Source organism: Priestia sp. 40, assembly GCF_049368575.1.
Classification (GTDB): Bacteria; Bacillota; Bacilli; order Bacillales; family Bacillaceae_H; genus Priestia; species Priestia zanthoxyli.
This window is the reverse complement of record NZ_JBMPZA010000023.1, coordinates 46317-72744: the sequence shown is the minus strand read 5'-3', so window position 1 is coordinate 72744 and position 26428 is coordinate 46317. Positions and strand designations below refer to the sequence as shown.

At 37.7% G+C, this 26428-nt stretch carries 21 protein-coding genes; 20 read left to right on the top strand and 1 reads right to left on the bottom strand.

The window, feature by feature from the left end; genetic code table 11:
• Positions 1 to 32 precede the first annotated feature (32 nt).
• The 10 genes from cdaA to ACO1DI_RS23645 all read left to right on the top strand — a co-directional run bounded on the left by cdaA (position 33) and on the right by ACO1DI_RS23645 (position 14988).
• Positions 33 to 854 carry a diadenylate cyclase CdaA gene (gene cdaA, locus ACO1DI_RS23690; RefSeq protein ID WP_013054971.1) on the top strand — a complete coding sequence of 274 codons (822 nt, stop codon included), beginning with the start codon at positions 33 to 35 and terminating at the stop codon, positions 852 to 854.
• Complete coding sequence (locus ACO1DI_RS23685) at positions 847 to 2397, top strand: CdaR family protein (protein ID WP_115652901.1); 1551 nt, start codon at positions 847 to 849, stop codon at positions 2395 to 2397. Before cdaA ends, ACO1DI_RS23685 begins: the two co-directional genes overlap by 8 nt.
• Positions 2398 to 2425: 28 nt before the next feature.
• Entirely contained in the window at positions 2426 to 3772 is a 1347-nt protein-coding gene (gene glmM, locus ACO1DI_RS23680; RefSeq protein ID WP_042992391.1) for a phosphoglucosamine mutase, read from the top strand.
• A gap of 430 nt (positions 3773 to 4202) precedes the next feature.
• A complete protein-coding gene (glmS, locus tag ACO1DI_RS23675) occupies positions 4203 to 6005 on the top strand; it encodes a glutamine--fructose-6-phosphate transaminase (isomerizing) (RefSeq protein WP_115652903.1) in 1803 nt (600 codons plus the stop codon).
• A gap of 861 nt (positions 6006 to 6866) precedes the next feature.
• A complete protein-coding gene (locus tag ACO1DI_RS23670; RefSeq protein ID WP_013054976.1) occupies positions 6867 to 7583 on the top strand; it encodes a YebC/PmpR family DNA-binding transcriptional regulator in 717 nt (238 codons plus the stop codon).
• Between the two features lie 158 nt (positions 7584 to 7741).
• Positions 7742 to 9061 carry an SH3 domain-containing protein gene (locus ACO1DI_RS23665; protein WP_423145653.1) on the top strand — a complete coding sequence of 440 codons (1320 nt, stop codon included), beginning with the start codon at positions 7742 to 7744 and terminating at the stop codon, positions 9059 to 9061.
• Positions 9062 to 9221: 160 nt separating this feature from the next.
• Positions 9222 to 11114: a PTS mannitol transporter subunit IICBA gene (locus ACO1DI_RS23660; protein ID WP_014461992.1), complete on the top strand. Its 1893-nt coding sequence runs from the start codon at positions 9222 to 9224 to the stop codon at positions 11112 to 11114.
• Between the two features lie 60 nt (positions 11115 to 11174).
• The gene (locus ACO1DI_RS23655) at positions 11175 to 13265 is read left to right on the top strand and encodes a BglG family transcription antiterminator (protein ID WP_014461991.1); all 2091 of its coding nucleotides are present in this window, start codon (positions 11175 to 11177) and stop codon (positions 13263 to 13265) included.
• Positions 13266 to 13270: 5 nt separating this feature from the next.
• On the top strand, positions 13271 to 14413 hold the full coding sequence (locus ACO1DI_RS23650) for a mannitol-1-phosphate 5-dehydrogenase (RefSeq protein ID WP_423145652.1): 1143 nt from the start codon (positions 13271 to 13273) through the stop codon (positions 14411 to 14413).
• 89 nt (positions 14414 to 14502) lie between these two features.
• Complete coding sequence (locus tag ACO1DI_RS23645; RefSeq protein WP_423145651.1) at positions 14503 to 14988, top strand: VOC family protein; 486 nt, start codon at positions 14503 to 14505, stop codon at positions 14986 to 14988.
• A 37-nt stretch (positions 14989 to 15025) separates the two neighbouring features.
• Here ACO1DI_RS23645 and ACO1DI_RS23640 read toward each other — a convergent pair whose 3' ends face one another.
• Positions 15026 to 15562 (bottom strand): L,D-transpeptidase, encoded by a 537-nt coding sequence (locus tag ACO1DI_RS23640; RefSeq protein ID WP_423145650.1) that lies wholly within the window; start codon positions 15560 to 15562, stop codon positions 15026 to 15028.
• Positions 15563 to 15843: 281 nt separating this feature from the next.
• Here ACO1DI_RS23640 and mscL point away from each other — a divergent pair, with 281 nt between their 5' ends.
• The 10 genes from mscL to ACO1DI_RS23590 all read left to right on the top strand — a co-directional run bounded on the left by mscL (position 15844) and on the right by ACO1DI_RS23590 (position 26422).
• A complete protein-coding gene (gene mscL, locus ACO1DI_RS23635; protein WP_013081402.1) occupies positions 15844 to 16239 on the top strand; it encodes a large conductance mechanosensitive channel protein MscL in 396 nt (131 codons plus the stop codon).
• 195 nt (positions 16240 to 16434) lie between these two features.
• On the top strand, positions 16435 to 18504 hold the full coding sequence (locus tag ACO1DI_RS23630; RefSeq protein ID WP_423145649.1) for an LTA synthase family protein: 2070 nt from the start codon (positions 16435 to 16437) through the stop codon (positions 18502 to 18504).
• A gap of 195 nt (positions 18505 to 18699) precedes the next feature.
• Positions 18700 to 19242 (top strand): helix-turn-helix domain-containing protein, encoded by a 543-nt coding sequence (locus ACO1DI_RS23625; RefSeq protein WP_013054985.1) that lies wholly within the window; start codon positions 18700 to 18702, stop codon positions 19240 to 19242.
• A 20-nt stretch (positions 19243 to 19262) separates the two neighbouring features.
• Entirely contained in the window at positions 19263 to 20372 is a 1110-nt protein-coding gene (locus ACO1DI_RS23620) for an ABC transporter ATP-binding protein (RefSeq protein WP_014461986.1), read from the top strand.
• On the top strand, positions 20362 to 21162 hold the full coding sequence (locus tag ACO1DI_RS23615; RefSeq protein WP_013054987.1) for an ABC transporter permease: 801 nt from the start codon (positions 20362 to 20364) through the stop codon (positions 21160 to 21162). The genes ACO1DI_RS23620 and ACO1DI_RS23615 overlap by 11 nt, the downstream gene beginning before the upstream one ends.
• Before the next feature lies 1 nt (position 21163).
• Positions 21164 to 21970, top strand: a complete 807-nt coding sequence (locus ACO1DI_RS23610) for an ABC transporter permease (RefSeq protein WP_014461984.1) — start codon at positions 21164 to 21166, stop codon at positions 21968 to 21970.
• Positions 21967 to 23040, top strand: a complete 1074-nt coding sequence (locus tag ACO1DI_RS23605; protein WP_042992389.1) for an ABC transporter substrate-binding protein — start codon at positions 21967 to 21969, stop codon at positions 23038 to 23040. The genes ACO1DI_RS23610 and ACO1DI_RS23605 overlap by 4 nt, the downstream gene beginning before the upstream one ends.
• A gap of 218 nt (positions 23041 to 23258) precedes the next feature.
• Positions 23259 to 24371 carry an acyltransferase gene (locus ACO1DI_RS23600; RefSeq protein WP_042992388.1) on the top strand — a complete coding sequence of 371 codons (1113 nt, stop codon included), beginning with the start codon at positions 23259 to 23261 and terminating at the stop codon, positions 24369 to 24371.
• Positions 24372 to 24516: 145 nt separating this feature from the next.
• The gene (locus ACO1DI_RS23595; RefSeq protein WP_013054991.1) at positions 24517 to 25194 is read left to right on the top strand and encodes a response regulator transcription factor; all 678 of its coding nucleotides are present in this window, start codon (positions 24517 to 24519) and stop codon (positions 25192 to 25194) included.
• Positions 25187 to 26422 carry a sensor histidine kinase gene (locus tag ACO1DI_RS23590; RefSeq protein WP_209368126.1) on the top strand — a complete coding sequence of 412 codons (1236 nt, stop codon included), beginning with the start codon at positions 25187 to 25189 and terminating at the stop codon, positions 26420 to 26422. The genes ACO1DI_RS23595 and ACO1DI_RS23590 overlap by 8 nt, the downstream gene beginning before the upstream one ends.
• Positions 26423 to 26428: the final 6 nt, after the last annotated feature.

Below are 26428 nucleotides of genomic sequence, written 5' to 3'. Positions count from 1 at the left end.
ATCTTTATTACATATATAGAGGAAGTGAGAAGATGCCTATTGGAGACCTGCCAATCCTCTCATATTTAGGAAAAATTGTTGATGTTCTCCTGGTATGGTTCGTCATATATAAATTAATTATGGTCATAAGAGGTACAAAAGCAGTACAGCTTTTAAAAGGAATCACGGTGATTTTAGTTGTCCGCTTTATAAGTAACTTCCTTGGACTAAATACGCTACAATGGTTAATGGACCAAGCGTTAACGTATGGGTTTTTAGCTATCATTATTATCTTCCAGCCAGAGCTGCGCCGAGCGCTTGAACAGCTTGGGAGAGGACGTTTGTTTTCACGCAGTAATTTGCCTGAAGAAGATGAACGTACCGTTACGATTGAGGCGATTATAAAAGCAACGCATTATATGGCTAAAAGACGCATAGGTGCATTGATCTCAATCGAAAGAGAGACGGGTATGGGTGATTATATTGAAACAGGTATACCGCTCAACTCTAATATTTCTTCTGAATTATTAATCAACTTATTTATACCGAATACACCACTTCATGATGGAGCAGTTATTTTACAGCGGGATCAAGTAGCCGCTGCAGCATGTTACTTACCTTTATCTGAAAGTCCTTTTATTTCAAAAGAATTAGGTACTCGCCATCGTGCTGCTGTAGGAATAAGTGAAGTAACAGATAGTGTGACTGTCATTGTATCTGAAGAAACTGGAGGCATTTCTGTTACCAAAAATGGTGAATTGTATCGTGAATTGACAATTGATACATTGAGAGAAATGCTAGAAAAAGAATTAGTCACAACTTCTAAAGCAACTTCTTCCACTCGTTGGCAATGGAGGTTGAAGAAGAATGGATAAATTGATGAATCGATCGTGGGTTATGAAAATTATCGCGTTGCTGTTAGCCTTCATGTTATATTTATCTGTTAATTTAGATGATGGTGCGAGTTCATCAAATAAGTTTCTGAACCGAAGCAGTTCTGCCAACACTGGAGTAGAAACATTAACAGATGTTCCGGTTCAAGTATCCTACAATGAGAAGAACAGAATTGTAAGAGGTGTTCCGGATACGGTTATTATGACACTGGAAGGTCCTAAAAATATTTTGGCTCAAACAAAGCTACAAAAAGATTATCAAGCTTATATTGACCTTGATAATTTAAGCTTAGGGCAGCATAGAGTCAAGGTTCAGTATCGAAATATCTCTGATAATTTAAACGTAGTGGTTAAGCCTGATATTGTAAACGTAACAATTGAAGAACGCGATTCAAAACAGTTTTCAGTAGAGGCAAGCTATGATAAAAACAAAGTCAAGAATGGATATGAAGCAGGGGAAGCAACCGTTAGTCCAAGAGCCGTCACGGTAACGGGCGCATCAAGTCAATTGGATCAAGTTGCTTATGTGAAAGCTATTATTGATTTAGATAATGCTTCAAAAACAGTTACAAAACAAGCAACTGTTGTCGCACTAGACAAGAATTTAAATAAATTGAATGTAACAGTTCAACCAGAAACGGTCAATGTAACAATCCCGGTGAAAAATATTAGTAAAAAAGTGCCGATCGATGTGATTCAAGAAGGCACGCCAGGCGACGGTGTCAACATTACGAAGCTAGAGCCTAAAACAGATACAGTGAAAATTATTGGTCCATCTGATTCTTTAGAAAAAATCGATAAAATTGATAATATTCCAGTCGATGTTACCGGTATTACGAAATCTAAAGATATTAAGGTGAATGTCCCTGTTCCAGACGGAATAGATAGTGTAAGTCCTAAACAAATTACCGTTCATGTGGAAGTAGACAAACAAGGTGATGAGAAAGACGCAGAAGAAACGGACGAAAGTACAGCTGAGACTAAGTCATTTAAGAATTTGCCGGTTTCTTTAACTGGTCAATCCTCAAAGTACACGTATGAACTGCTTTCTCCTACTTCAGTAGATGCGGATGTAAAAGGACCAAAATCTGATTTAGATAAGTTGACGAAAAGCGGCATTAGCTTGTCAGCGAATGTAGGGAATTTATCTGCTGGGGAGCATACGATTCCTATTATAATAAATAGTCCCGACTCTGTTACATCAACACTATCGACTAAACAGGCAAAAGTTCGTGTAACAGCGAAAAAACAATCAGGGACAAATGATGAGCAAACGGATAAAGAAACAAGTGGAAGCACGAGCGATAAAGAAACAAAGCCAGACACGGGAACTGGATCAGGAGCAAATCCTGGGACGGGAAATTCAGGTGATTCAACTGATAAACCAAGCGAAGAGACTGACACACCTGAAGACAATACAGATACACCAACAGATAATACAGAAACTGGTGACGATAGTAGTAATCAAAGTGATGAAAATTCTACACCCGTAGATGGACAGACAGATAATACATCAGGAAACTAAATGTTTTGACATGAAGGAGAGAAAATTAATGGGTAAGTATTTTGGAACAGACGGAGTACGAGGAGTTGCCAATAGTGAATTAACTCCTGAGCTTGCTTTTAAAATTGGACGCTTAGGTGGTTACGTTCTAACAAAAGATTCAGAGCGACCGAAAGTATTAATCGGACGCGATACACGCGTTTCTGGTCATATGTTAGAAGGAGCGCTTGTTGCAGGATTGCTTTCAATTGGAGCAGAAGTTATGCGACTAGGCGTTATTTCAACTCCAGGGGTAGCGTATTTAACAAAAGCACTTGGCGCACAAGCAGGAGTCATGATCTCTGCTTCGCATAACCCAGTTCAAGATAACGGAATTAAATTCTTTGGTCCAGATGGATTTAAACTTTCAGATGCCCAAGAGAATGAAATTGAAGCATTAATGGATAGTGAAACAGATCAATTACCAAGACCTGTTGGGGGAGACTTAGGCCAGGTAAATGACTACTTCGAAGGTGGACAAAAATATCTTCAATACTTAAAACAAACGGTTGATGAAGACTTCTCAGGTATTCATGTGGCATTAGACTGTGCGCACGGAGCAACGTCATCTTTAGCAGCACATTTATTTGCAGATCTAGATGCAGATATCTCTACAATGGGGGCATCTCCAAACGGATTAAACATCAATGACGGTGTAGGATCTACACATCCGGAAGCATTAAGTGCCTTCTTAAAAGAAAAAGGAGCGGATGTTGGGTTAGCATTTGATGGAGACGGAGATCGTTTAATCGCAATCGATGAAAAAGGCGAGATTGTAGACGGTGATCAAATCATGTTCATTTGTGCAAAATACTTGTATGAACAAGGACGTTTAAAGAAAAACACGCTTGTTTCTACCGTTATGAGTAACTTAGGCTTCTATAAAGCACTAGAAGCTAGCGGAATTGAAAGCGCACAAACTGGTGTAGGTGACCGTTATGTAGTGGAAGAAATGAAAGCTAATCAATATAACCTAGGTGGAGAACAGTCAGGTCATATTATTTTCTTAGATTACAACACAACAGGTGACGGTATGCTTTCAGCTATTCAGCTTGTAAACATTATGCAAGCAACGAAAAAGCCTTTATCAGAATTAGCAGCTGAAATGAAGAAATATCCTCAGCTTCTTGTAAATGTAAAAGTAACGGATAAGCATCATGTTACAGATAACGAGAAGGTAAAAGTGGTTATTGAAGAAGTGGAAAAAGAAATGAACGGTAATGGCCGAGTACTTGTACGCCCTTCAGGAACAGAGCCGTTAGTACGTGTTATGGTTGAAGCACAAACACAAGAAGAATGTGAAACTTATGTAACGCGTATCGTAGAAGTAGTAAAAGCAGAAATGGGCTTAGAGTAATTCATTGATTATATGCATAAGCGGTGACGTTTCAAGCTGCTTATGCATATTTTTATATTGTTGAGAAAAATTCTTGGAAATTATCTGATGCTAAAGGCTGTTTTTACAGATAGTAAAGAAGATAATTGACGTTTTCTCACTTCTTATTGTAATATTAAATCTGTTCGTCTCTTAATTTATGTAAAGGAGTGAACAATCTATTTTAAAAGTGAATACAAAGCGCCTGAACTAAGTAAAGGGACGGAAACGACTTAGTTGACGAGGAGGAGGTTTATCGAAGTATCGGCGGATGCCTCCCGGTTGTTGATTATCACGGCCGAAAACTTGATGTGAAAAACAATGAGGTGACTTATTGGACAAAAGCATTGAGATGATAATCATTGATGATGAAAAGAGACTCTCTTTTCATACATGAAGGAGGATTTTATCTATGTGCGGAATTGTAGGATATATTGGAACAGAAGATTCGAAAGAAATTTTATTACGTGGTCTTGAAAAGTTAGAATATCGTGGCTATGACTCAGCAGGTATTGCAGTTGTTAACAATGAAGGCGTACACGTATTCAAAGAAAAAGGCCGTATTGCAGAATTGCGTCAGGCAGTAGATAACAGTGTTGTAGCACCAGCAGGTATCGGTCATACGCGTTGGGCAACTCATGGTGTACCAAGCCAAGAAAATGCTCACCCGCATCAAAGTACATCTGGACGCTTCACACTTGTGCATAACGGTGTAATTGAAAACTACGCTATTTTGAAACGTGAATATTTACAAGATGTAACGTTTAAAAGCGAAACGGATACAGAAGTAATCGTTCAGTTAATTGAAAAAATCGCAGCAGAAGGCTTAGATGTAGAAGAAGCGTTCCGTAAGACAGTAAGCTTGCTTCACGGTTCTTATGCACTAGCTCTTGTTGATAACGAAGATAAAAATACAATCTACGTAGCTAAAAACAAAAGCCCGCTTCTTGTAGGTGTTGGCGAAGGATTTAACGTTGTAGCGAGCGATGCTATGGCAATGCTTCAAGTAACAGATCAGTACGTAGAATTAATGGATAAAGAAACAGTAATTGTTACAAAAGAAGGCGTAACAATTAAAACGCTTGATGGTGAAGTGGTAGAAAGAGCACCTTATACAGCAGAGCTTGATGCAAGTGATATTGAAAAAGGTACGTACCCTCACTATATGTTAAAAGAAATTGATGAGCAGCCTTTAGTTGTTCGTAAAATCATTCAAGAGTATCAAAATGAGAACAATGAACTGCACATTGATGCAGACATTTTAGGAGCAATGGATGAAGCAGACCGCATCTATATCGTAGCATGTGGAACAAGCTATCATGCAGGCCTAGTAGGTAAACAATTCATTGAAACGTGGGCGAAGGTTCCAGTAGAAGTGCACGTAGCAAGTGAATTCTCTTATAACATGCCGCTTTTATCTGAAAAGCCATTGTTTATCTTTATCTCTCAAAGTGGAGAAACAGCTGACAGCCGTGCAGTATTAGTTCAAATTAAAGAACTAGGTTACAAAGCGTTAACAATCACAAACGTTCCGGGATCAACATTATCTCGTGAATCTGATTATACGTTATTACTTCATGCAGGTCCGGAAATTGCTGTAGCATCAACAAAAGCTTATACAGCTCAATTAGCAGTGCTATCAATTCTAGCGGCTGTAACAGCAAAAACACGCGGCATTGAATTAGAATTTGATTTAGTTCAAGAGTTAGCAATCGTAGCAAACACAATGGAAGTACTTTGTGAGGACAAAGAAGAAATGGAAAGCATTGCTCTTCAATTCTTAGCAACAACTCGCAACGCATTCTTTATTGGACGTTCTGTTGATTATTATGTAGGTTTAGAAGGTGCGTTAAAACTAAAAGAAATCTCTTACATCCAAGCAGAAGGATTTGCTGGAGGAGAGCTTAAGCACGGAACAATTGCTTTAATTGAAAACAATACGCCAATTATTGCATTAGCAACACAAGAGCATGTAAACTTAAGCATCCGTGGTAACGTAAAAGAAGTAGTAGCACGTGGAGCTAATCCTTGTATCATTTCAATGAAAGGATTAGAAACAGAAGAAGATCGCTACGTGATTCCGAAAGTTCATGAAACACTTTCACCACTAGCAGCGGTTATTCCTTTACAATTAATCTCTTACTACGCTGCATTGCACCGCGATTGCGATGTAGATAAACCACGTAACTTAGCAAAATCAGTTACTGTAGAATAATAAGGTTCTAGACACCCTTCTATTATAGAAGGGTGTTTTTGTATACAATTCTCATTGAGCTAAAAAATATATTTGCTTGCTCAATTTATTTTATATAATAGAGTAGGTAAATGAACGAAACTCACTTATAAAAAAGGAAGTGAAAAGTATTAGTGGAGTAGCTCAAAGTATAAAGTACGTGTTGCGAGGCATCTTTTTTGTCTTGTATTTTCCCTTTTATTTTGTATTTCAAATTTCGTGTAAGCTATGGGTATATTTTATCGCTAAGCCCCTCATATGGATAGGAACAAGAATTATTCAACCTGTCATTGATTTCATTTGGAGATACATTATACGTTTCTTGTTCGTTTATCCTATTTCTTGGGTATGGAGTGTCCTCATCTATCCTTTTATTCTCTTCGTTTGGAAACGATGTTTTTTGCCTATAACTAGATTTATATGGAAGTACGTTTTATACCCTGTGTTGTATCTAGTTTGTTACCCTTGTTATCTTTTCTGGAAATATGTTGTGCTGCCATTTTTCAATGAAATTGTTATTCCTGTGGTTTCATTTTGTCAGCGTATATTCCTCTGTTTCTGGAAAGGAGTTAAGTGGATTGTAATTCATATGATCTACTATCCTTTACGGTGGATTTGGATGAGATGTATATACAAACCGCTTAAAAATGTATATACAAAAATCATTCAGCCGGTTATCAAATGGTTTTCTCATTTATTTAGTTAATGAAATATACCAAAAGATTGCTTTTCTTTTTTAAGTATTAAACTCGAAAGATAAGAGGGAATTGATGTATAATAAAGACGGATATATCATTGCCTATTTATTTTATTAGATTCAATTTTGAAAGAGAGTGAAACAATATGGGCCGTAAGTGGAACAATATTAAAGAAAAGAAAGCGTCAAAAGATGCTAATACAAGTCGTATATATGCCAAGTTTGGCCGTGAGATTTATGTGGCTGCGAAACAAGGCGAGCCAGATCCAGAATCAAACCAAGCGTTAAAAGTTGTATTAGAACGCGCGAAAACATACAATGTGCCAAAAGCAATTATTGACCGTGCGATTGAAAAAGCAAAAGGCGGATCAGAAGAAAATTACGATAATCTTCGTTACGAAGGTTTTGGACCAAATGGCTCAATGGTTATCGTAGATGCTCTTACGAATAACGTAAACAGAACAGCTTCAGACGTGCGGGCTGCTTTTGGTAAAAACGGCGGTAACATGGGAGTAAGCGGATCAGTAGCGTACATGTTTGATCCAACAGCTGTTATTGGTGTAGAAGGTAAGGATGAAGAAGAGACGCTAGAACTGTTAATGGAAGCAGATGTAGACGTGCGTGACATTTTAGAAGAAGAAGATTCTGTAATTGTTTATGCTGATCCGGATCAATTCCATGCGGTACAAAAAGCGTTCAACGATGCTGGGATTACGGAATTTACAGTAGCTGAGCAAACGATGCTTGCTCAAAATGATGTAACTCTTCCTGAAGATGCACAAGCTCAGTTTGAAAAAATGATTGATGCATTAGAGGACCTAGAAGATGTGCAGCAAGTATATCACAACGTTGATTTAGGATAATAGTGAAAGAGGCAGACCTATCAAAGAGGTCTGTCTTTTTTTATAGGCCGTGTGAAAAGCATCTATTGACCCTTTCCCTTCGTTTGGAATATGGTAAGATAATGAATTAAGAATAGAAAATAGTAGAATTTTATAATAGATAAATGGAGGGAAAGCAGTTGAAAAAATTAATGGTGGGGATGGCGTTAACAGCTACACTTGCAACGGCTGTAACGCCTGGCTTTGGCTCAATCGGGGGAAATCAAGAAAAGGCATATGCAGCGACAGTTACATATAAAGTAACGGCAAGCAAGCTAAATGTGAGAAGTGGAGCGGGAACGACTTACGGGATTATTGGCAGCGTAGTGAAAGGTCAAATGCTATCTGTGGTGAGCAAAAGCGGAAGCTGGTACAAAATTAACTACAACGGCCGCACGGGCTATGTAAGCAGCGATTATGTACAAGCATCAGGAACAACAACGCCACCAGCAGAAAACACAACGTACACAGTAACGGCAAGCACGCTGAATGTAAGAAGCGGAGCGGGAACTAGCTATGCATCCATAGGAAGTGTGACAAAAGGCCAGAAGCTGTCTGTGGTGAGCAAAAGCGGAAGCTGGTACAAAATTAACTATAACGGCCGCACGGGCTACGTAAGCAGCGATTATGTACAAGCATCAGGAACAACAACGCCACCAACAGAAAGCACAACGTACATAGTAACGGCAAGCACGCTAAATGTAAGAAGCGGAGCGGGCACCAACTATGCATCCATAGGAAGTGTGACAAAAGGCCAGAAGCTGTCCGTGGTGAGCAAAAGGGGAAGCTGGTACAAAATTAACTACAACGGCCGTACAGGATATGTAAGCAGTGACTATGTACAGGCTTCAGCTACAGCGTCTCCAAAGCTCGTAGTCGATTCTTTTAAAACGTTAGGTAACGCTCAGCAAGTCATCTTGGTTACAGCAGATAACTACGATACGAAGTCTGCTAAAATTCAAACGTTTGAAAAGGTCGATGGAAAATGGAAGCAAGTTTTAACTGCGAACGGTGTACTTGGACAAAAAGGATTCGCTTTATCTAAAAAAGAAGGAGATATGGAATCTCCGACAGGGAAATATACAATTGGCACAGCATTTGGACGCTATGCAAATCCTGGAACTAAGCTTCCATATCGAAAGATTACAGCAAATGATGTGTGGGTAGACGATTCAAAAAGCTCTTTATATAATACGTGGCAGCAAAAGCCGGCGAATGGCCGCTGGACGAGCGCTGAGAACATGGATATCCCGGCTTATGATTATGGGTTTGTCATTAATTATAATGAATCTAGAACCCCAGGAAAGGGAAGTGCAATCTTCTTTCATGTAGGAACAAATTATACAGCAGGATGTACGGCCACTTCTAAAGAACAAGTTGTCTCTATTTTAAAATGGTTAAATCCAGAGAAAAATCCGGTGATTATTCAATCTCCTGTAAGTGAATTAGATAAATATTAAGTTAGAAAGCAGCTGAATTCGTGTAATTCAGCTGCTTTTTTATGTAATTAAAAGCTTTGTCCGTCTGTGGTACGACAAAGTTAGTTTTCCTATTCATTGAATGAAAGCGTTTAATCTCTTACGATTAAAGTATCATCACGTAGAGAAAGGAAGAGAGCAAATGGCTCAATCTAATATAAAAGTAGCTGTACAAAAGTTTGGGAACTTTCTAAGTTCAATGGTTATGCCAAATATCGGAGCATTTATTGCATGGGGACTTATTACTGCTTTATTTATTCCAACAGGCTTTTTTCCAAATGAAAGCCTTGCCAAACTAGTGGATCCAATGGTCAAGTATTTGCTTCCGCTGCTAATCGGCTACACAGGAGGAAAGCTTGTACACGATCAGCGCGGAGGCGTTGTAGGTGCTATAGCGACCATGGGCGTCATCGTTGGATCTGATATTCCGATGTTTCTAGGCGCTATGATTATGGGACCGCTTGGCGGTTATATCATCAAGAAGTTTGATCAGTTTATTGAAGGTAAAGTCAAAACAGGATTCGAGATGTTAATTAATAATTTCTCAGCAGGTATTCTTGGAGGAATTCTAGCGATTCTAGCCTTTTTAGGAGTTAGCCCGGCTGTTGATGGATTTACAGGTGCACTTGTAGTGGGTGTAGATTGGATGGTTGCACATGGCCTTCTTCCACTTACAAGTATTCTAATTGAACCAGCTAAAATTTTATTCTTAAACAATGCTATTAATCACGGTATCTTATCTCCGATCGGAGCAGAACAAATTCGAACAAACGGACAGTCCATTCTATTGTTATTAGAAACAAATCCTGGTCCGGGATTAGGAATTCTGTTGGCGTATTGCTTCTTTGGAAAAGGAACAGCAAAACAGTCAGCGCCGGGAGCGGCCATCATTCATTTTATTGGCGGAATTCACGAAATTTACTTCCCTTACGTTTTAATGCGTCCTCTTCTAATCATTGCGGCTATTTTAGGAGGAATGAGCGGCGTATTTACATTTGTTCTTTTAGGTGGAGGCTTACAAGCGGTTGCTTCACCAGGAAGTATTTTGGCTATTTTAGCTGCTACACCAGGTAATGCAGGCAGCTATGTTGCAAATATCTCAGGTGTTCTTGTTGCAGCCGTCGTATCGTTTATTGTAGGTTCGTTAATTTTAAAAACGGGCAAGCAAACAGAAGATTTGGACGAAGCAGCTCGCAAAATGCAAGAGATGAAGGGCAAGAAGAGCTCTGTAGCAGGAAGCTTTACAAAACAGCAAGGCGACGTACCAGCAAGCGTTCAAAAAATTGTTTTTGCCTGTGACGCAGGTATGGGATCGAGTGCAATGGGCGCCTCTCTTCTTCGCAAGAAAGTTAAACAAGCAGATTTAAATATTTCGGTAACAAATACAGCTATCAGTAATATTCCAAGTGATGCTCAAATCGTTATTACACAGGAAGAGCTAACGCCAAGAGCTCAAAACAAAGTTCCAGATGCGTATCATATCTCGGTTGATAATTTTCTATCTAGCCCGGAATATGACAAATTAATTGATCAACTAAAAAATGATCATACTACTTCTAAGGCGGAAGAAGAAAAGAACGTATCTGTAGAAAATAATACAGATAGTAATGATGGTTTATTAAAAGAAGAAAACGTTTTCTTGAATCAGCACTTTTCTTCTAAGGAAGAAGCAATTCGATTTGCAGGAAGTGTGTTAGTAAAAGGCGGATATGTAGAAGAAAACTATGTTGAAGCGATGATTGAGCGCGACAATATGACTTCTACTTATATGGGAAATGACGTAGCGATTCCGCACGGTACGGAAGAAGCGAAAAAGAACGTTTTAAGATCAGGTTTTACAGTGATTCAAGTTCCAGAAGGCGTTTATTTTGATGGTGAGAAAGTTCGTTTAATTTTTGGAATTGCCGGAAAAGACGGCACCCATTTAGAAATTTTATCTGGTATCGCGATTACATGTTCTGATATGGACAATATTGAAAAGATGGTTCATGCCAAATCGGCTAAAGAATTAATGGCTATTATTCAAAGTAACTAACGGGATAGAAAGGCATGAAGATGCCTTTTTGTCCTTTGTTTATAAATAAGAAAAGAGTTGATGTTCTTGTTTATTACTTCAAGAGAAAAATCAATCATTGAGTTAATTATTAAAACGGCAGGAAAGCATACAGCACTTACACTTGCTACTTTTTTGAATGTAAGTGTAAGAACCGTTCACCGAGATTTAAAGGCAGTTGAATCAATACTTGAGAAATTTGATTTGAAGCTGATTCGTACACAAGATGAAGGACTAATGATTGAAGGTAAAAATGAACAAATTTTTCGTCTTATCCAAGAGCTGATGAAGATTAAAACGACGGATCAGTCTCCACAGGAAAGAAAATTAATTCTTTTAATTCTTCTTCTAGAAGAAGGAGATTCATTTAAATTACAAACGCTGGCTAAAGACTTAGAAGTAAGTATTACTACACTAACTGCTTATTTAGATGAACTCACGGAGTGGTTAACCACATTTGACGTTTTTCTTCACCGAAAAAGAGGGGTGGGAGTAGAGGTTCAAGCTACTGAAGCCAATAAAAGAAAGGCATTAGCTAATTATTTTCTTGTTCACTTTAATGAAGAGTTAATTGAGTGCTTGTTTCTAGTAGAAAATCAGCAGCATACGAATGAAAATATTTTGCATTATTTTTATCCGGATTATTTGGCAGAAGTAGACCGAATTGTACATCAAGCGATTAATCAGCATCATTCTAAGCTGGCTGACAGCGATTATATAGGGCTCATTGTTCATATTTGCATTATGATACAGCGAACGAAAAAGCAAATGTATCTAGAAGGCGACGGCGGCCAAACGGAAGAGCTGGCGAGTGAACTGTTCTTAATGAAGGATATTTGCCGCGAAATTGAACGGGTATTTTCCCTTTCTTTCACGGAAAAAGATATTCATTTCTTAGCAGTACGGCTGCGTGCAGCAAAGTTCCAAACTACTAGAGACGTATATTACGACAGCGTAGTGGTTGGGCAGATTATTAAGAATATGATTGCTCATGTTTCTGTTCAGCTTAACACCGACTTAACCGGTGATTTTTCCCTTTACCAAGGGCTGCTTGCTCATATGGAACCGGCAATTTTTCGTCTTAAGCAGAAAATGGAGCTTTTTAATCCGTTAACAGAAGAGATTAAGAAAAAGTACCCGGTTTTATTTATGGCTGTAAGAAACAGTATCGATCAAGAGCTGCCGGATTTAGTTTTTCCAGATGATGAAGTGGCATATCTTGTTTTACATTTTGGTTCAACGCTAGTGCTAAAAGAAGAAGTCATGGAAATTCAGGCGCTGATTGTCTGTCCAACTGGAATCGGCACCTCAAAAATGTTAGCTAGCCGTATTCGTAAAGAGATTCCGGAGATTAATTCAGTTGTCATTAAATCGGTAAAAGAAATCAAAGAAGCCGCGCTTGAAGGGTATGACGTAGTGATTTCAACAGTAAGACTTCCTTTTTTAAATGTAGATTACATTTTAGTTAATCCACTCTTAACCGAAGAGGATATTCAATCCGTCCAGAATTTTTTACAGAAAAACATTCAAAAGTTAACCAAAGATAAGGACTATCGCTCGTTTCAATATAAAAATAAGACCGTTTCTACAGAAAAACCGTCTTTTGAGGAAACGATGAAGCAAATTAAAGATGTGCATGGAAGTATCGAGTCAATTCTTCAAAACCTTAGAATGTATCGATTTTCGGATGCAGTGAGTCATGATCAAGTGATTTCGCACGTAGTAAAAGCCGCTGAAAAAGAACGTTTAATAACCAATGCCAGCTGCGTTATTGATCAGCTTAAGGAACGAGAAAACAAAGGCGGTTTAGGTATTCCGCAAACGAGTATGGCACTGTTCCATTGCCGTGAACATCACGTGAAAGAGCTGATCTTTCAAGTTTCACATTTAGAACAGCCTTGCACAGTTAAAGGTATGGACGGAACAAACATGCAGGCGCGTAACCTTCTATTAATGCTGGCACCTGAGGAGTTAAGTGAAGCACAGCAAGAAATCTTAAGTTTAATTAGTACAAGTTTAATTGAAGATCATGAAGCAATGATGGTTTTTTCTTCTTCGAACGAAGAGATAATTCGCAAAAGGCTAGAGGATACGTTTCATGAGTACCTTCGAAATAATTTGATAAAGGAATGATTTTTGTGAAACAAGCAGTTCATTTTGGAGCAGGCAATATTGGGCGAGGATTTATTGGGGCATTATTTTCTCAAAGCAACTATCACGTTACATTCGTAGATATTGCTGAAAAGATTATTAATCAGTTAAACACAGATGAAGGGTATAACGTAATAACAGCCGCAGAGCACCCAGAGACATTAGCTGTTCAAAACGTATCTGGTTTAAATAATCTGACACAAGAACAAGCAGTCATTAAAGCGATTAAAGAAGCAACGTACATTACGACGGCCATCGGACCGAACGTTCTGCCGCGAATTGCTCCTTTAATTGCTAAAGGCTTGGCTGAGCGTGTGAAAACAAGCGACGAAAATGTATATATTATTGCATGTGAAAATCAAATCTCTGCCACAGATTTATTAAAAGGCTATATTTTTGATGCGCTGGATGAAGAGACAAAAGCTCATATGGTAAATAAGGTCTTTTTCTTCAATTCAGCTGTAGATCGTATCGTACCTATTCAACACAACCAAGGTTCGCTTGATGTTTTAGTAGAATCCTATTATGAATGGGTAGTAGAGGCACCTGAAGATATTCCTTTTGTAGAAGGAATGACGATTGTGCCTGACCTTGCTCCTTTTATTGAAAGAAAGTTATTTACAGTGAATACGGGACACGCGGTGATCGCATATTTTGGTTATTTAAAAGGAAAAGAAACGATTGATCAAACGTTAAGAGATTCAGATATTTACGAACAAGTACAGCAAACGCTACGAGAAACAGGAGACTATCTAATTAAGAGATATGCTTTAAATAGAGAGGAACACGAAGCCTACATCGTAAAAATTATTGAGCGCTTTAAGAATCCTCATTTAAATGATTCAGTTAAACGGGTAGGAAGAGCGCCAATTCGCAAGCTTGGACCTCAGGATCGTTTGATTCGTCCAGCGCTAGAAGCAAAAAAAGCGGGCCTTTCGTATACCCACTTAGCGAAAGCCATCGCTGCTGCGCTTTTATTTGACCCGCAAGAAGATAAAGAGGCTATGAAGCTTCAAACGAATATTCATGAGTATGGTATTGAGTATGTATTAAAAGAGGTTAGTGGGTTAGAGGCAAGTAATGATTTAACAAAAGAAATCATTGCTCAATATAATGCTTTAAAATCGTAAATGAATTTAGTGCGTGTAAACAGTCCATTTTAAATGGGCTGTTTTTCTTTTTGTAGAAAGGGAATGTTTCTGTATAGGAGGATGATAAAATGGTAGCTATTACTCACGTTGGATTAGCTGTACCTGATGTAGAAGAAGCCGTGAAGTGGTATAGGAAAGTTTTAGGTTTTAAGCTGATTGCTGGTCCTTATACGTTTAATGCAGAGAAAGAACAAGCTGAAAATATGACTCAAGATTTACTGGGGTCTCATATCAAAAAAATGAAAAATGCTCACATGACAGCTGACAATCAGGTAGGCATTGAACTGTTTGAATTTAATAAGCCGCAAATGCCTCTTGTATTAAAAGACAGCGATGAGCAGTATCAAAGTTATTTTCACATGTGTTTAATAGCCGATGACGTGGAAAAATTAGCGAATAAAATTGAACAATCAGGCGGTAAAAAGCGCAGCCAAGTATGGAATACAAGACCTGGAAAACCTTATTACTTAATTTATTGCGAAGATCCGTTTGGGAATATTATTGAGCTATATTCACATAGTACCGAGCTCATGTATGGGAATAGAGAAGAATAAAAGCTTATCCACATTTTTTGGATAAGCTTTTATTTTTTCACAGCTGCCCGTAGCCATATACCTTTGCCAGTTCTTTGAAGGTTTTTGATGAATACGTAATGGTTACAGATGTTCCTACTGCCACTTTATTGAATAATTCTTCCACATCCGCATTGTGCATTCGTACGCAGCCATGGCTTACATAGTTGCCGATGCTATCTTCTGAGTTATTGCCGTGAATAGCGTATGTGTCGCCGGTTGTTCCGCTTGCATTAAGCCCTAGCCAGCGGGAGCCAAGCGGATTATTAGGCGCGCCTCCTGCAATATGCCCGGTATAGTAAGGACGATTTTTAATTTTGTTAACGATCTTAAAAAAACCTACTGGCGTATCCCTCCATGTTTTTCCCGTAGCTACTGAATACGTCTTTTCTAACTTTCCGTTATGAAAATACGCAAGCTGATTTGTTTTTTTATTAATAATAATTAAATCTTCACTTGCTGTGTTTTCACTTGCGTCCGCCGTACTTGCTGTATATGAAATACTGATAATAGCTGCGAGACACAAAGCCGCTGCTCGCAGTAGAATTTTTCTCACGTTCTAGCCATCTCCTCTATTGTTCTTTTATATATTTGATGAATTACATGCTATTAGTGTATAAAAGAAAAATGGACTGAACATGAACCTTATCTGAATGAAAACTGAAAGTCCGTTTTTATTTATGCGCGAATATAAAGTAAAAATCTGGGCAGAAATACAACTAAAGGTCTGGTACATATCTCATGAAAAAGAGAAAAATGAAAATGCACCTTGTCTGTTTAATTTAGGATGTATTATCATGAAAGTTTGAAATGAAGGGCAGGAGGTGGAACAAACAGATGCTTAAAGAATTTAAAGAGTTTGCTTTGCGAGGGAACGTATTAGATTTAGCAGTCGGTGTTATTATTGGGGCGGCATTTGGAAAAATTGTCACGTCTCTTGTAAATGATATTATTATGCCGCTGATTGGTTTGTTGTTAGCAGGGATAGACTTTAAAGATTTATCCTTTACAGTTGGGAAAGCTACGGTATTATATGGGTCTTTTATTCAAACAATTGTTGATTTTTTAATTGTCGCATTCTCGATTTTCTTATTTATTCGTTTCTTTAATCGTTTTAAGAGAAAAGAAGAAGAGAAAGTAGAGGAAGAAGTGGCTGTTCTGTCAAAAGAAGAAGAGATTTTAACAGAAATTCGTGATTTGCTAAAAGCAGAAGCAGTGAAAGAACGTTCATAGCAGCAATTTTTACATACGTATAAAACGGCTAAGAGGCCCGTCTTTTCATAAGAAAAGCGGGCTTTTTTCGTGTGAAATTTCTCGGGAAATGTTAGTGGTATGATCATGGGAAAATTAGGCGTGAAAGCGAGAGAGATAGGAATGTTAAAATCATATTAAAAGTGTTAAGATATTGTAAATAGGAGGCTTAAGGTTATGTTTAAACATTTGTATCGTTCTTTGCCAATGCTGGTGGCGTATGGGCTGCTTAGCGTTTTTTTATACAGTGTTGTGATGCTTAATGTATCAAATGACACAAAGATATTGTTTGACTGGGCCCAAATCCATACAGCTGGGTTCGTCGTATTAATAGGGGGATGCTCACTTGTCTTATGGGCGCTCACTTTCTATTTGCTAATTCGATTTAATCAGATAGAGAGAATACAAGGTTCACAGTGGTACGCCATTTTTACGGCAATTGTGTTTTCAATTGCGGTAGCAGCCGTTTCTGCTATGGTTTTTGTTATATATCATATTGATATACATAATCCAGGCAAAACAATAGAGTGGATGCAAGCATACCCCGAACGCTATCTTTTTACGGTATTTTTACTTTCGCTGTTAACACTAGCGATCATTATGCTAGTGGGGGAAGTTTATTTAGGGTCTGGAATTACCTTCGTTCTGTATTTTATTTTGGCTCTCGTAAACTATTACAAAAAAATCTTTCGAAATGAACCGTTGTTTCCGAACGATTTTATTCAAGCGAGTCAGTTAAAAGAAGTTATTCCGATGATTAAAGATTCGATTTCAATTCCTATTGTAATAGGAGTTATTGGATCAATCGTTGTACTGATCGCTCTTTGGTTTTTCTTGCCGAAAATCAAAATTCGATGGTTTCTTCGAATTATTATGATTTTGCCACTTATCTTTTTAATGAAATCATTTTTATTCTTTGAACACTCGTTTGCTCAAAAATATTATGATCAATATGCTGCGCTGATGCCTTGGAATCAGCAAAATAATTATTACTATAATGGACCTGTTATTGGGATGATTTCAAATGTGAAAACAGATGTGCTACAAGAGCCGGATGACTACTCACAGGAAGTAATGGCCAAAGTGGCAAAGCGCATTCAGTCACAGGAAGAGAAAACACAAGAAAGCAAGGCTGAAGTCAAACCAAACGTCGTGTTTGTGATGAACGAAACGTTTTGGGATCCAACAAAGCTTAACGTGACGTTCTCTGAAGATCCAATGAAAAATACAAGAGAACTTCAAAAGAAATATCCTTCTGGATGGTCTTTAAGCCCTTCGTTTGGCGGAGAGACAGCTAATGTGGAGTTTGAAGCGCTAACGAGCTACTCTTTGTCTTTCTTTAACCCTGGAGGCCTTCCTTATCAGCATGTATTGAGTAAAAAAGAGTATCCGTCTTTTGTTTCTTATTTAGAAAAACAAGGCTATGTTACAACAGCTATGCATCCAAATAGCGGCATGCTCTATATGAGACAAAATGTGTATCCAAATTTGGGGTTTGATCAAGTGAAGTTTATCGATGAAATGAAGCATACCCAAAAAGATAACAAAGAATTTGTTTCCGATGAAGCGGTAGTTGATGAAGTGCTCGATACGCTTCGTCAGTCGAAAAAGCCTGCATTTGTGCATGCTGTAACGATTGCAAATCATCTTCCTTACTCACCCGATAAGTATAATGGTCAGGAAACAATTAAAGTAACCGGTAAAGGGTTGTCACCGGAAATGCAAAAGGAAATTGAAATTTATGCTGAAGGAATTAAACGTTCAGATGCTGCTTTAAAACGATTGAACGATGAAATTCAAAAGCTGGACGAGCCGACAATTGTAGTATTTTGGGGAGATCATTTGCCAGCACTTGGACAAAATCTTCAAGCTTACAAAGAAACGGGCTTTGGAAACGAGAAAACGCAGCAAACATCTCAAAAATTTTATGAGACGCCACTCTTATTTTTATCTAATTACGATACGAAAATAGATAAAAATCTCGGTACGATGAGTCCTATTTATATTGCTCCGACGCTTGTTCAATCTCTTGGTTACAAAAGTAATCTGTTCTACGATCAGTTGAATCAAATGAAAACAGAAGTGCCGGCTTTTCGTTCAAATATGTATATAGATTCAAAAGGAAAGCTAGTGGATGATCCGGCAGCGCTCTCTAAAAAGGCTGCAAAAGACCTTCAAGATTACCATGAAGTTGAGTTTGATACATTATCCGGGAAACAGTATGAAACGCATAAGTTGTATAAATAAAAATAAAAACTCCTTTTAAATAAAAGGAGTTTTTATTTTTTAAGTGTTTAAGGTTGTACTAAAAAATAATTCATGTATAATATTTTAAGGTTAAAAGTAAACTTTAAGTTAAGTAAAACAAAACCTGAGTTTGGAACAGCATGAACAATCATTCATGCTGTTTGCTAATTTTAAATACAGTTGAGGATCGAGAGTATGGAAATAGGAAAGAAAATTAAAAATTTACGATTAAAAAAAGGTTTAACACAAGAAGAGTTAGGAGAACGTACTGATTTAAGCAAAGGCTATATTTCGCAGCTAGAGCGCGATTTAAGTTCGCCGTCTTTAGAAACGTTTTTTAGTATTTTGGAAGTGCTAGGGTGCGAGCCGAAAGAATTCTTCGAAATTGATACGCATGTTCAAAAGGTTGTATACAGAGAGGAAGACTACACGAGTTATTGCGAAGATGAAAAAGGTTACCATATTCAGTGGCTTGTACATGAATCAAATGAAAAAGAAATGGAGCCAATTCGTCTTATTCTTCATGAAAAAGGTGCATTTAAGAGATTTGAGCCTTCCCTTTCAGAAACGTTTGGCTACATTTTGCGCGGGTGTGTGAAGGTGAAGCTTGGGGGCAGAATATATGAAGCCAAACAAGGAGAAACCATTTATTTTCAAGCTTCTGAAGAACATCAGATTTTAAATGCTCATGACGGAATAACAGAGTTAATTATCGTGGCGACAGAGTCTTATTTATAGAACAAAAGAGGTGAAGTGAAATGACATCTACGAATACAATTATTCAATTTGAAAATGTGACCAAGCAATATGATAATGATTCAGTTGTATTGGATCATGTAAGCTTTGAAATTGAAAAAGGGAAGTTTTATACCCTCTTAGGTCCATCGGGATGTGGAAAGACAACGATTTTACGATTAATTGCAGGCTTTACGGAAGCCTCAAGCGGAACGATTTATTTTAATGGGAAAAGAATTAATGATGTCCCGGCTAACAAACGTCAGGTTAATACGGTTTTTCAAGACTACGCACTTTTCCCCCATTTGAATGTATTTGAAAATGTAGCATTTGGTCTTCGAATCAAGAAGATAAAAAATGCTGATATTGCAATAAAAGTTAAAGAAGCCCTTCGTTTTGTTAACTTAGAAGGATATGAAAACAGAGAAATAAAGGAAATGTCGGGCGGCCAAAGACAGCGCGTAGCCATTGCACGAGCAATTGTAAATCAGCCCGAAGTCATTTTGCTGGACGAGCCGCTTTCAGCTCTTGATCTAAAATTGCGTACGGAAATGCAATACGAGTTAAGAGAATTACAGCGTCGTCTAGGTATTACGTTCATTTTTGTTACGCACGATCAAGAAGAAGCGCTTGCGATGTCCGATGAAATCTTTGTTTTGAATAAAGGAAGAATCCAGCAGAGCGGGGAACCTACAGATATTTATGATGAGCCAATTAATCGTTTTGTTGCCGATTTTATTGGTGAATCAAATATTGTACCAGGTAAAATGATTGCTGACTTTTTAGTGGAGTTTGGCGGCCAGCAATTTGAATGTGTCGATCAAGGATTAAACCGCAATGAGCAAGTTGAAATTGTGATTCGTCCTGAAGATTTAGCCATTACAAGCTCAGATCAAGGAAAGCTGCAGGTTCGTGTAGATTCACAGCTGTTTAGAGGAGTCCATTATGAAATTTTAGGCTATGACCATGCAGGGAATGAGTGGCTCGTTCACTCTACGAAAAAGGCAACGGTTGGCGAAGAAATTGGTTTATATTTTGAACCTGAAGCTATTCATGTTATGCGATTTAATGAAACGGAAGAAGAATTTGATAAGCGACTCGAAGGTTATGAAGAGGATTACCATGCAAACTAAATCAAGAAATATTTATTTAGTCCCGTACGTGTTATGGATTTTGCTTTTTGTAGTTGCTCCCATTGTATTAGTTGTCTATTATTCTTTTTTCAGCATTGATAATGAGCTGACGCTTGAAAACTATAAGAAATTTTTTACCCCTGTTTATTTACAGATGACGCTGAGCTCATTTTGGTATGCCTTTTTAATTACGTTATTTTCCTTGGTTTTTTCTTATCCCACAGCTTATTTACTAACGAAGCTTAAGCATAAGCAGCTTTGGCTTCTACTGATTATTTTACCGACGTGGATTAACCTATTATTAAAAGCCTATGCTTTTTTAGGTATATTCGGCACGTACGGTACGGTTAATAAGTTTACTGAATTTCTGGGACTTGGTACTCATCAAATTTTATTTACTGACTTTAGTTTTGTATTTGTATCGGTATATATTTTTATCCCCTTTATGATTTTGCCGATCTTTAACTCTTTAGAAGAACTTAATCCCTCGCTTATCTACGCTTCGCGAGACTTGGGGGCATCTTCATGGGTGACATTTAAGCGAGTGGTATTTCCGCTAACGCTAGAAGGGGTTAAATCAGGTTGTCAGGCTGTTTTTATTCCCGCACTATCACTCTTTATGATTACGCGTTTAATTGCTGGAAACCGCGTCATTACACTTGGAACAGCGATTGAACAACATTTTTTAGTGACGCAGGATTGGGGCATGGGCGCCACAATAGCCGTCTTTTTAATTATTGCGATGGCCGTTATGATGCTCATAACAGGCACTGGAAAGAGAGGTGTGTAAAATGAAGAGAAAGTGGAAGTTCAGCCACCTTTATTTATTTTTTGTATTTTTCATTTTATACGCGCCCATTTTTTATTTAATGTATTACTCTTTTAACAGCGGGGGAAACATGCGTGAATTTGAAGGGTTTACGTTAGATTGGTACAAAGAAGTGTTTCAAGACACACGTTTGCTTATCATTGTCTTGAATACCTTAATTATTGCTCTATTGTCTTCGGTTATTTCAACGATTATTGGCGTGGTAGGGGCACTTGCTATCGTATACGTGAAGCGCAGACGTGTTCAAAATACGCTGTTAACATTTAATAATGTGTTAATTGTGAGTCCAGATGTTATTATTGGCGCATCGTTTTTAATCCTATTTACCATTATTGGTGTAAAGCTCGGATTTATATCGGTATTATTAGCGCATATTGCATTCAGTGTACCGATTGTGGTCATCATGGTTCTGCCTAAGCTGCAGGAAATGAGTCCGACACTGCTTGATGCAGCCCGTGATTTGGGCGCAAGCCGCTTTGAAGTACTTTCGAAAGTGGTATTGCCATTTATTCGTCCGGGTATCTTTGCAGGCTTTTTTATGGCTTTAACTTACTCTTTGGATGACTTTGCGGTTACGTTCTTTGTGACCGGGAATGGTTTTTCCACGCTTTCAGTAGAAATTTACTCGTTAGCAAGAAGAGGGGTCTCGCTGAAAATCAATGCTCTTTCTACTCTTATTTTCATGTTTACCGTGCTGATTGTAATCGGTTATTACTTTATCAGTCAGCGATATAGCAATAAAGTGAAAGGGGTGGCGACTGGAAAATGAAGCAATTAGCAAAGCCGTTTATCTTCATCGTCATCCTTTCTTTCGTTCTTATGTACGTGGTTCACCATTTGAACAATGCCGAAGGATACTCTGGAGGAGATACGCTGACCGTCTATAATTGGGGAGATTATATTGATCCTGATTTAGTGAATCAGTTTGAAAAAGAAACCGGAATTAAAGTCATTTATCAGACCTTTGATTCGAATGAAGCAATGATGACCAAAATTGAACAAGGCGGTACGACATTTGATATTGCTGTGCCTTCTGAGTACGCGATTAGCAAGATGCGTGAAGAAAATTTACTATTGCCAATTGATCATTCGAAGCTGCCTAATTTAAAATACATTAATCCGCGTTTTTTAGACTTATCTTTTGATCCTGGCAATAAGTACTCTATTCCTTATTTTTGGGGAACTGTGGGTATTGTTTATAATTCCGATATGATTCATGGTAAGAAGATAAAAAGTTGGAATGATTTATGGGATCCTAAGCTGAAAAATCAAATTTTACTTGCAGATGGCGCTAGAGAAGTGATGGGAATGGGGCTAAATAGCTTAAATTATTCATTAAATGATACGAATAAAGCCCATCTTCAAGAAGCAAAAAGAAAGCTTGATACATTAACACCAAATGTCAAAGCCATTGTAGGAGACGAGATTAAGATGCTCCTAGCAAATGAAGAAGCGGCAATTGGCGTTGTTTGGTCAGGCGATGCTTCTGAAATTATGAGTGAAAACGATAAGCTGAATTACGTTGTTCCAGAAGAAGGTTCGAATTTATGGTTTGATAACATGGTTATTCCAAAAACGGCTAAAAACGTAGAAGGCGCACATAAATTCATGAATTTTATGCTAGATCCTAAACACGCTGCTCAGAATGCGGAATATGTAGGGTATTCTACGCCTAATAAAAAAGCGTTAGATTATTTGCCGAAAGAAGTAGCTGAAGATGAACGTTTTTACCCAGAGGAAGAACTAACAAAAAAGCTTGAAGTATATAATAACTTAGGCAAACGAATGCTTGCTTATTACAATGAGTTATTTTTAGAATTTAAAATGCACCGTAAATAAAAGGAACTTAATTAGGTCTTTATACGTAAGTTCTTTATTGTTTTTGTAAATTCAGTTGCATGATAACAAGAGGAAAGATAAAATACAAACGAGTAAAGCTAATAACATTTATTTTATGTTATTAGCTTTTTTATTTGTAAAACGGGAAAGATAAGAGAAAATTGAATGTTCTATTATTCATCTAGAATTTATATTTCACATTATATAGGAGAGAAAAAGTGAAGCAAAAACAAAAGCAGCATATTCAATCCATTTATTTTTTACGATTATTCGCTATGATGATGGTTGTGCTCGTACATGTAACAGCAGCGTATGCAACGGTACTGCCATTTGCAAGCGAAGCTTATCAGAAATATCATTTTCTTAACCGAATTGTTCGAATTGAAGCAGGAATCTTTATTGTGATCACAGGTTTGGTTTTCTTTTATAGTTATATTAATAAGCCTTTAACAAAGACTTTATGGAAAACGTATTATGCTCGAAGAGTGACATATATTTTGGTTCCCTATATTATTTGGGCACTTATTTATGAATTTTATTCGTACTATGTAGGAGCAACAGAATTAAATGCATCTGATATTGTGAAACGTATTTTACGCGGAGAGTCCTACTATCAGCTTCATTTTATCTTTTTAATTGTACAAGTCTATCTCGTGCTGCCGGTTTTTGTATGGCTAGCACAAAAAATAACCATTTTTAAAAAATACATGTGGCTGTTTGGCATTATCATTCAGCTTGGTTATTTAATGCTTAACAATACGTATCATATCACTTCATTTAATTTATTTTTAAATACAATGGCTACGTTTTTACTCGGCGGTTGGATTGGCATTTATTATCGCGAGCAAGTGGATAAAAAGTACAGTCGATCGAATGTTGTATTATTTCTGGTGACGCTCGGATCGGGAATAGCTATTTCACTGTTAAATTATCACTTGTACACAATGAAGACAATCCGAATTTCTGGCTTTACGTATGAGGCTGTTAATACGCTTTATTTGGTCGCTGGAAGTTATTTCTTCTTCCGAATTGCAGAGATATTAGCTGAAAAGCTTTCTGTGAAGTCCGTGACGACCGTTAAAAATATTGCCATGTACTCGTTTGGATTTTACTTGATTCACCCAATGGTTTTAAACTTTGTGGCAAAAGCAGTACCAATACAAGGAAATTACATGTTTCACTTTGAAATCGTGGCACGCTATGTTTTAACATTAGCGGGCTGTTACCTCATCATTTGGGGATGTCATCGTCTTTTACCGTTTGCTAGCTTTCTGTTTGGTAAACTGCCAAAAGAAGCAGTGTTCATTTACCGACGTCCGGATCATAAATAGCGTTTAGTTAAAAGTTATGTCTGCTTGCAGGCATAACTTTTTTTATAAAGTATAAGAGATGATAACACGCTAGTTTTAAAATATTTTTAAAAGTGACATGCTAAGATAATGCTTACTTAGGTAATGACAAAAGGGGGAATTTGATATGCGTGTACTTGTGGTAGAAGACGATGCTTCATTATTACACGGTATCGTAGAAGGCTTAAAAGAAGAAGGATATGAAGTTGATTGTGCGTCTGAAGGAGATGAAGGTTTGTTTTTAGCAGAGCAGAATATTTATGATGCCTTGATTTTAGATATTATGCTACCGGGTATGACAGGGCTTGACATACTAAAAAAGCTAAGAAAACAAAAGGTGCTGACGAAAGTTATTTTTCTCACTGCAAAAGATAGTGTAGAAGATCGAGTGAAAGGACTCGATTATGGAGCTGATGATTATTTGGTTAAGCCTTTTGCCATGGCTGAACTTTTTGCGAGGTTAAGGGTGATGCTCAGAGACTTGCAGGCAGAAGAAGGCATGATTTCATATGGTCCCATTTCTATACGAGAAGCCAATCATGAAGTTATGATAAATGGGAGTGCCCTAACGTTAACGATTAAAGAATTTCAGCTTTTGGAATACTTTATTCGAAATAAAGAACAAATCCTGATTCGAGATCAAATTTTTAATCGGGTATGGGGATTTACATCTGATGTAGGAGTGGGTGTAGTAGACGTCTATGTTCACCATTTAAGAAAGAAGCTTCAGCCTTTTAATTGTGACGGTTATGTACGTACAGTCAGAGGCGTAGGCTTTATGTTAAAAGGGGAAGAGCATGTTTAAAAAGACAAGAATCAGGCTTGTGTTATTTAACACAATGGTGCTGATGGTTATTTTGAGCATTTTTAGTTTAGTTTTATATTTTTATATGCAGCATGTTATTTTTTTAAATCCAGACAATCGGTTAAGTGAGATGAGGGAGCAAGTAAAAAAAAGAAACCTACATGAAATTCAAGAAAATAATGAAAGAGAAACAGAAAGGCGCGTTGCGTTTTTACTTTGGAGCAGTGATAAAAAGTTAATTAAAATCACACCTAAAAAAGGGTTATATACAAACGATATTGACGACTTTAAGCCCGCGCTCTCAGAAGGGAAAATCCAAACGTCGCAAGAGGTAAACGGTCATGCTTATCGAGTGATGAATGTGAAAAACGAAGGGTATATAAAAGACCAAGACGTTTCAACGATTCAACTTGTCTTAAACGTAGATCCAGAAACTCAAACCTTAGAGCATCTTGCTTTTCTTCTTATCATTTCAGCGTTTATTGGACTGCTTCTTTCGCTTGTAGCCGGCTTGTTTTTAGCTAATCGAGCGCTTGTACCTATACAAAAGTCGTGGAACAAACAGGTCGAATTTATTGCAGATGCTTCCCATGAGTTAAGAACGCCTCTTTCCGTGATGCAAACGCATCTCGAGCTATTGTTTAGACGACCAAATCATACGATTGAGCAAGAAAGCGAAAATATTTATCAAAGCTTAAACGAAGTGAAGCGGATGACGAAGCTGGTGGGTAACTTACTAACACTGGCTAGATCTGATTCAAGTGCACAGCTGCTAAACAAAACGGTCTTTAATATGGGCGAGCTGGTTGATAAAGTAGCTAATCAATTTGAGCCCATATTTGAACTAAAGGAGCTTCATTTCACAAGGGAGATTGAATCGTTAATGTGCGGAGGAGATCAAGAAAGACTTCATCAGCTATGTATGATTTTATTAGATAACGCTTTTAAATACACGCCCTCTGGAGAAAGCATTCACATCAGTCTAAAGAAACATCATCACTCTATGACGTTAATCGTTAGAGACACAGGCGTTGGAATTGAAGCGAAAGACCTTCCATATGTGTTTGATCGCTTTTATCGAAGTGATAAGAGCCGAGCACGTGCTGAAGGAGGGTCAGGTTTAGGTCTCGCGATTGCCAAATGGATTGTACAAGCTCATGACGGAGAAATTAAGGTTTTTAGCCAAAAAAACGTGGGTACGGAATTTCATGTGAAAATTCCGCTATGAAAAAAG

Excerpts from the sequence above, each read along its gene's own strand:
- ACO1DI_RS23685 (WP_115652901.1), top strand. The coding sequence starts at position 847 with ATGGATAAATTGATGAATCGATCGTGGGTTATGAAAATTATCGCGTTG.
- ACO1DI_RS23655 (WP_014461991.1), top strand. The coding sequence starts at position 11,175 with ATGTTCTTGTTTATTACTTCAAGAGAAAAATCAATCATTGAGTTAATT.
- ACO1DI_RS23645 (WP_423145651.1), top strand. The coding sequence starts at position 14,503 with ATGGTAGCTATTACTCACGTTGGATTAGCTGTACCTGATGTAGAAGAA.
- ACO1DI_RS23590 (WP_209368126.1), top strand. The coding sequence starts at position 25,187 with ATGTTTAAAAAGACAAGAATCAGGCTTGTGTTATTTAACACAATGGTG.
- glmS (WP_115652903.1), top strand. The coding sequence starts at position 4,203 with ATGTGCGGAATTGTAGGATATATTGGAACAGAAGATTCGAAAGAAATT.
- ACO1DI_RS23660 (WP_014461992.1), top strand. The coding sequence starts at position 9,222 with ATGGCTCAATCTAATATAAAAGTAGCTGTACAAAAGTTTGGGAACTTT.
- mscL (WP_013081402.1), top strand. The coding sequence starts at position 15,844 with ATGCTTAAAGAATTTAAAGAGTTTGCTTTGCGAGGGAACGTATTAGAT.
- glmM (WP_042992391.1), top strand. The coding sequence starts at position 2,426 with ATGGGTAAGTATTTTGGAACAGACGGAGTACGAGGAGTTGCCAATAGT.
- ACO1DI_RS23610 (WP_014461984.1), top strand. The coding sequence starts at position 21,164 with ATGAAGAGAAAGTGGAAGTTCAGCCACCTTTATTTATTTTTTGTATTT.
- ACO1DI_RS23670 (WP_013054976.1), top strand. The coding sequence starts at position 6,867 with ATGGGCCGTAAGTGGAACAATATTAAAGAAAAGAAAGCGTCAAAAGAT.
- ACO1DI_RS23620 (WP_014461986.1), top strand. The coding sequence starts at position 19,263 with ATGACATCTACGAATACAATTATTCAATTTGAAAATGTGACCAAGCAA.
- ACO1DI_RS23605 (WP_042992389.1), top strand. The coding sequence starts at position 21,967 with ATGAAGCAATTAGCAAAGCCGTTTATCTTCATCGTCATCCTTTCTTTC.
- ACO1DI_RS23630 (WP_423145649.1), top strand. The coding sequence starts at position 16,435 with ATGTTTAAACATTTGTATCGTTCTTTGCCAATGCTGGTGGCGTATGGG.
- cdaA (WP_013054971.1), top strand. The coding sequence starts at position 33 with ATGCCTATTGGAGACCTGCCAATCCTCTCATATTTAGGAAAAATTGTT.
- ACO1DI_RS23595 (WP_013054991.1), top strand. The coding sequence starts at position 24,517 with ATGCGTGTACTTGTGGTAGAAGACGATGCTTCATTATTACACGGTATC.
- ACO1DI_RS23625 (WP_013054985.1), top strand. The coding sequence starts at position 18,700 with ATGGAAATAGGAAAGAAAATTAAAAATTTACGATTAAAAAAAGGTTTA.
- ACO1DI_RS23615 (WP_013054987.1), top strand. The coding sequence starts at position 20,362 with ATGCAAACTAAATCAAGAAATATTTATTTAGTCCCGTACGTGTTATGG.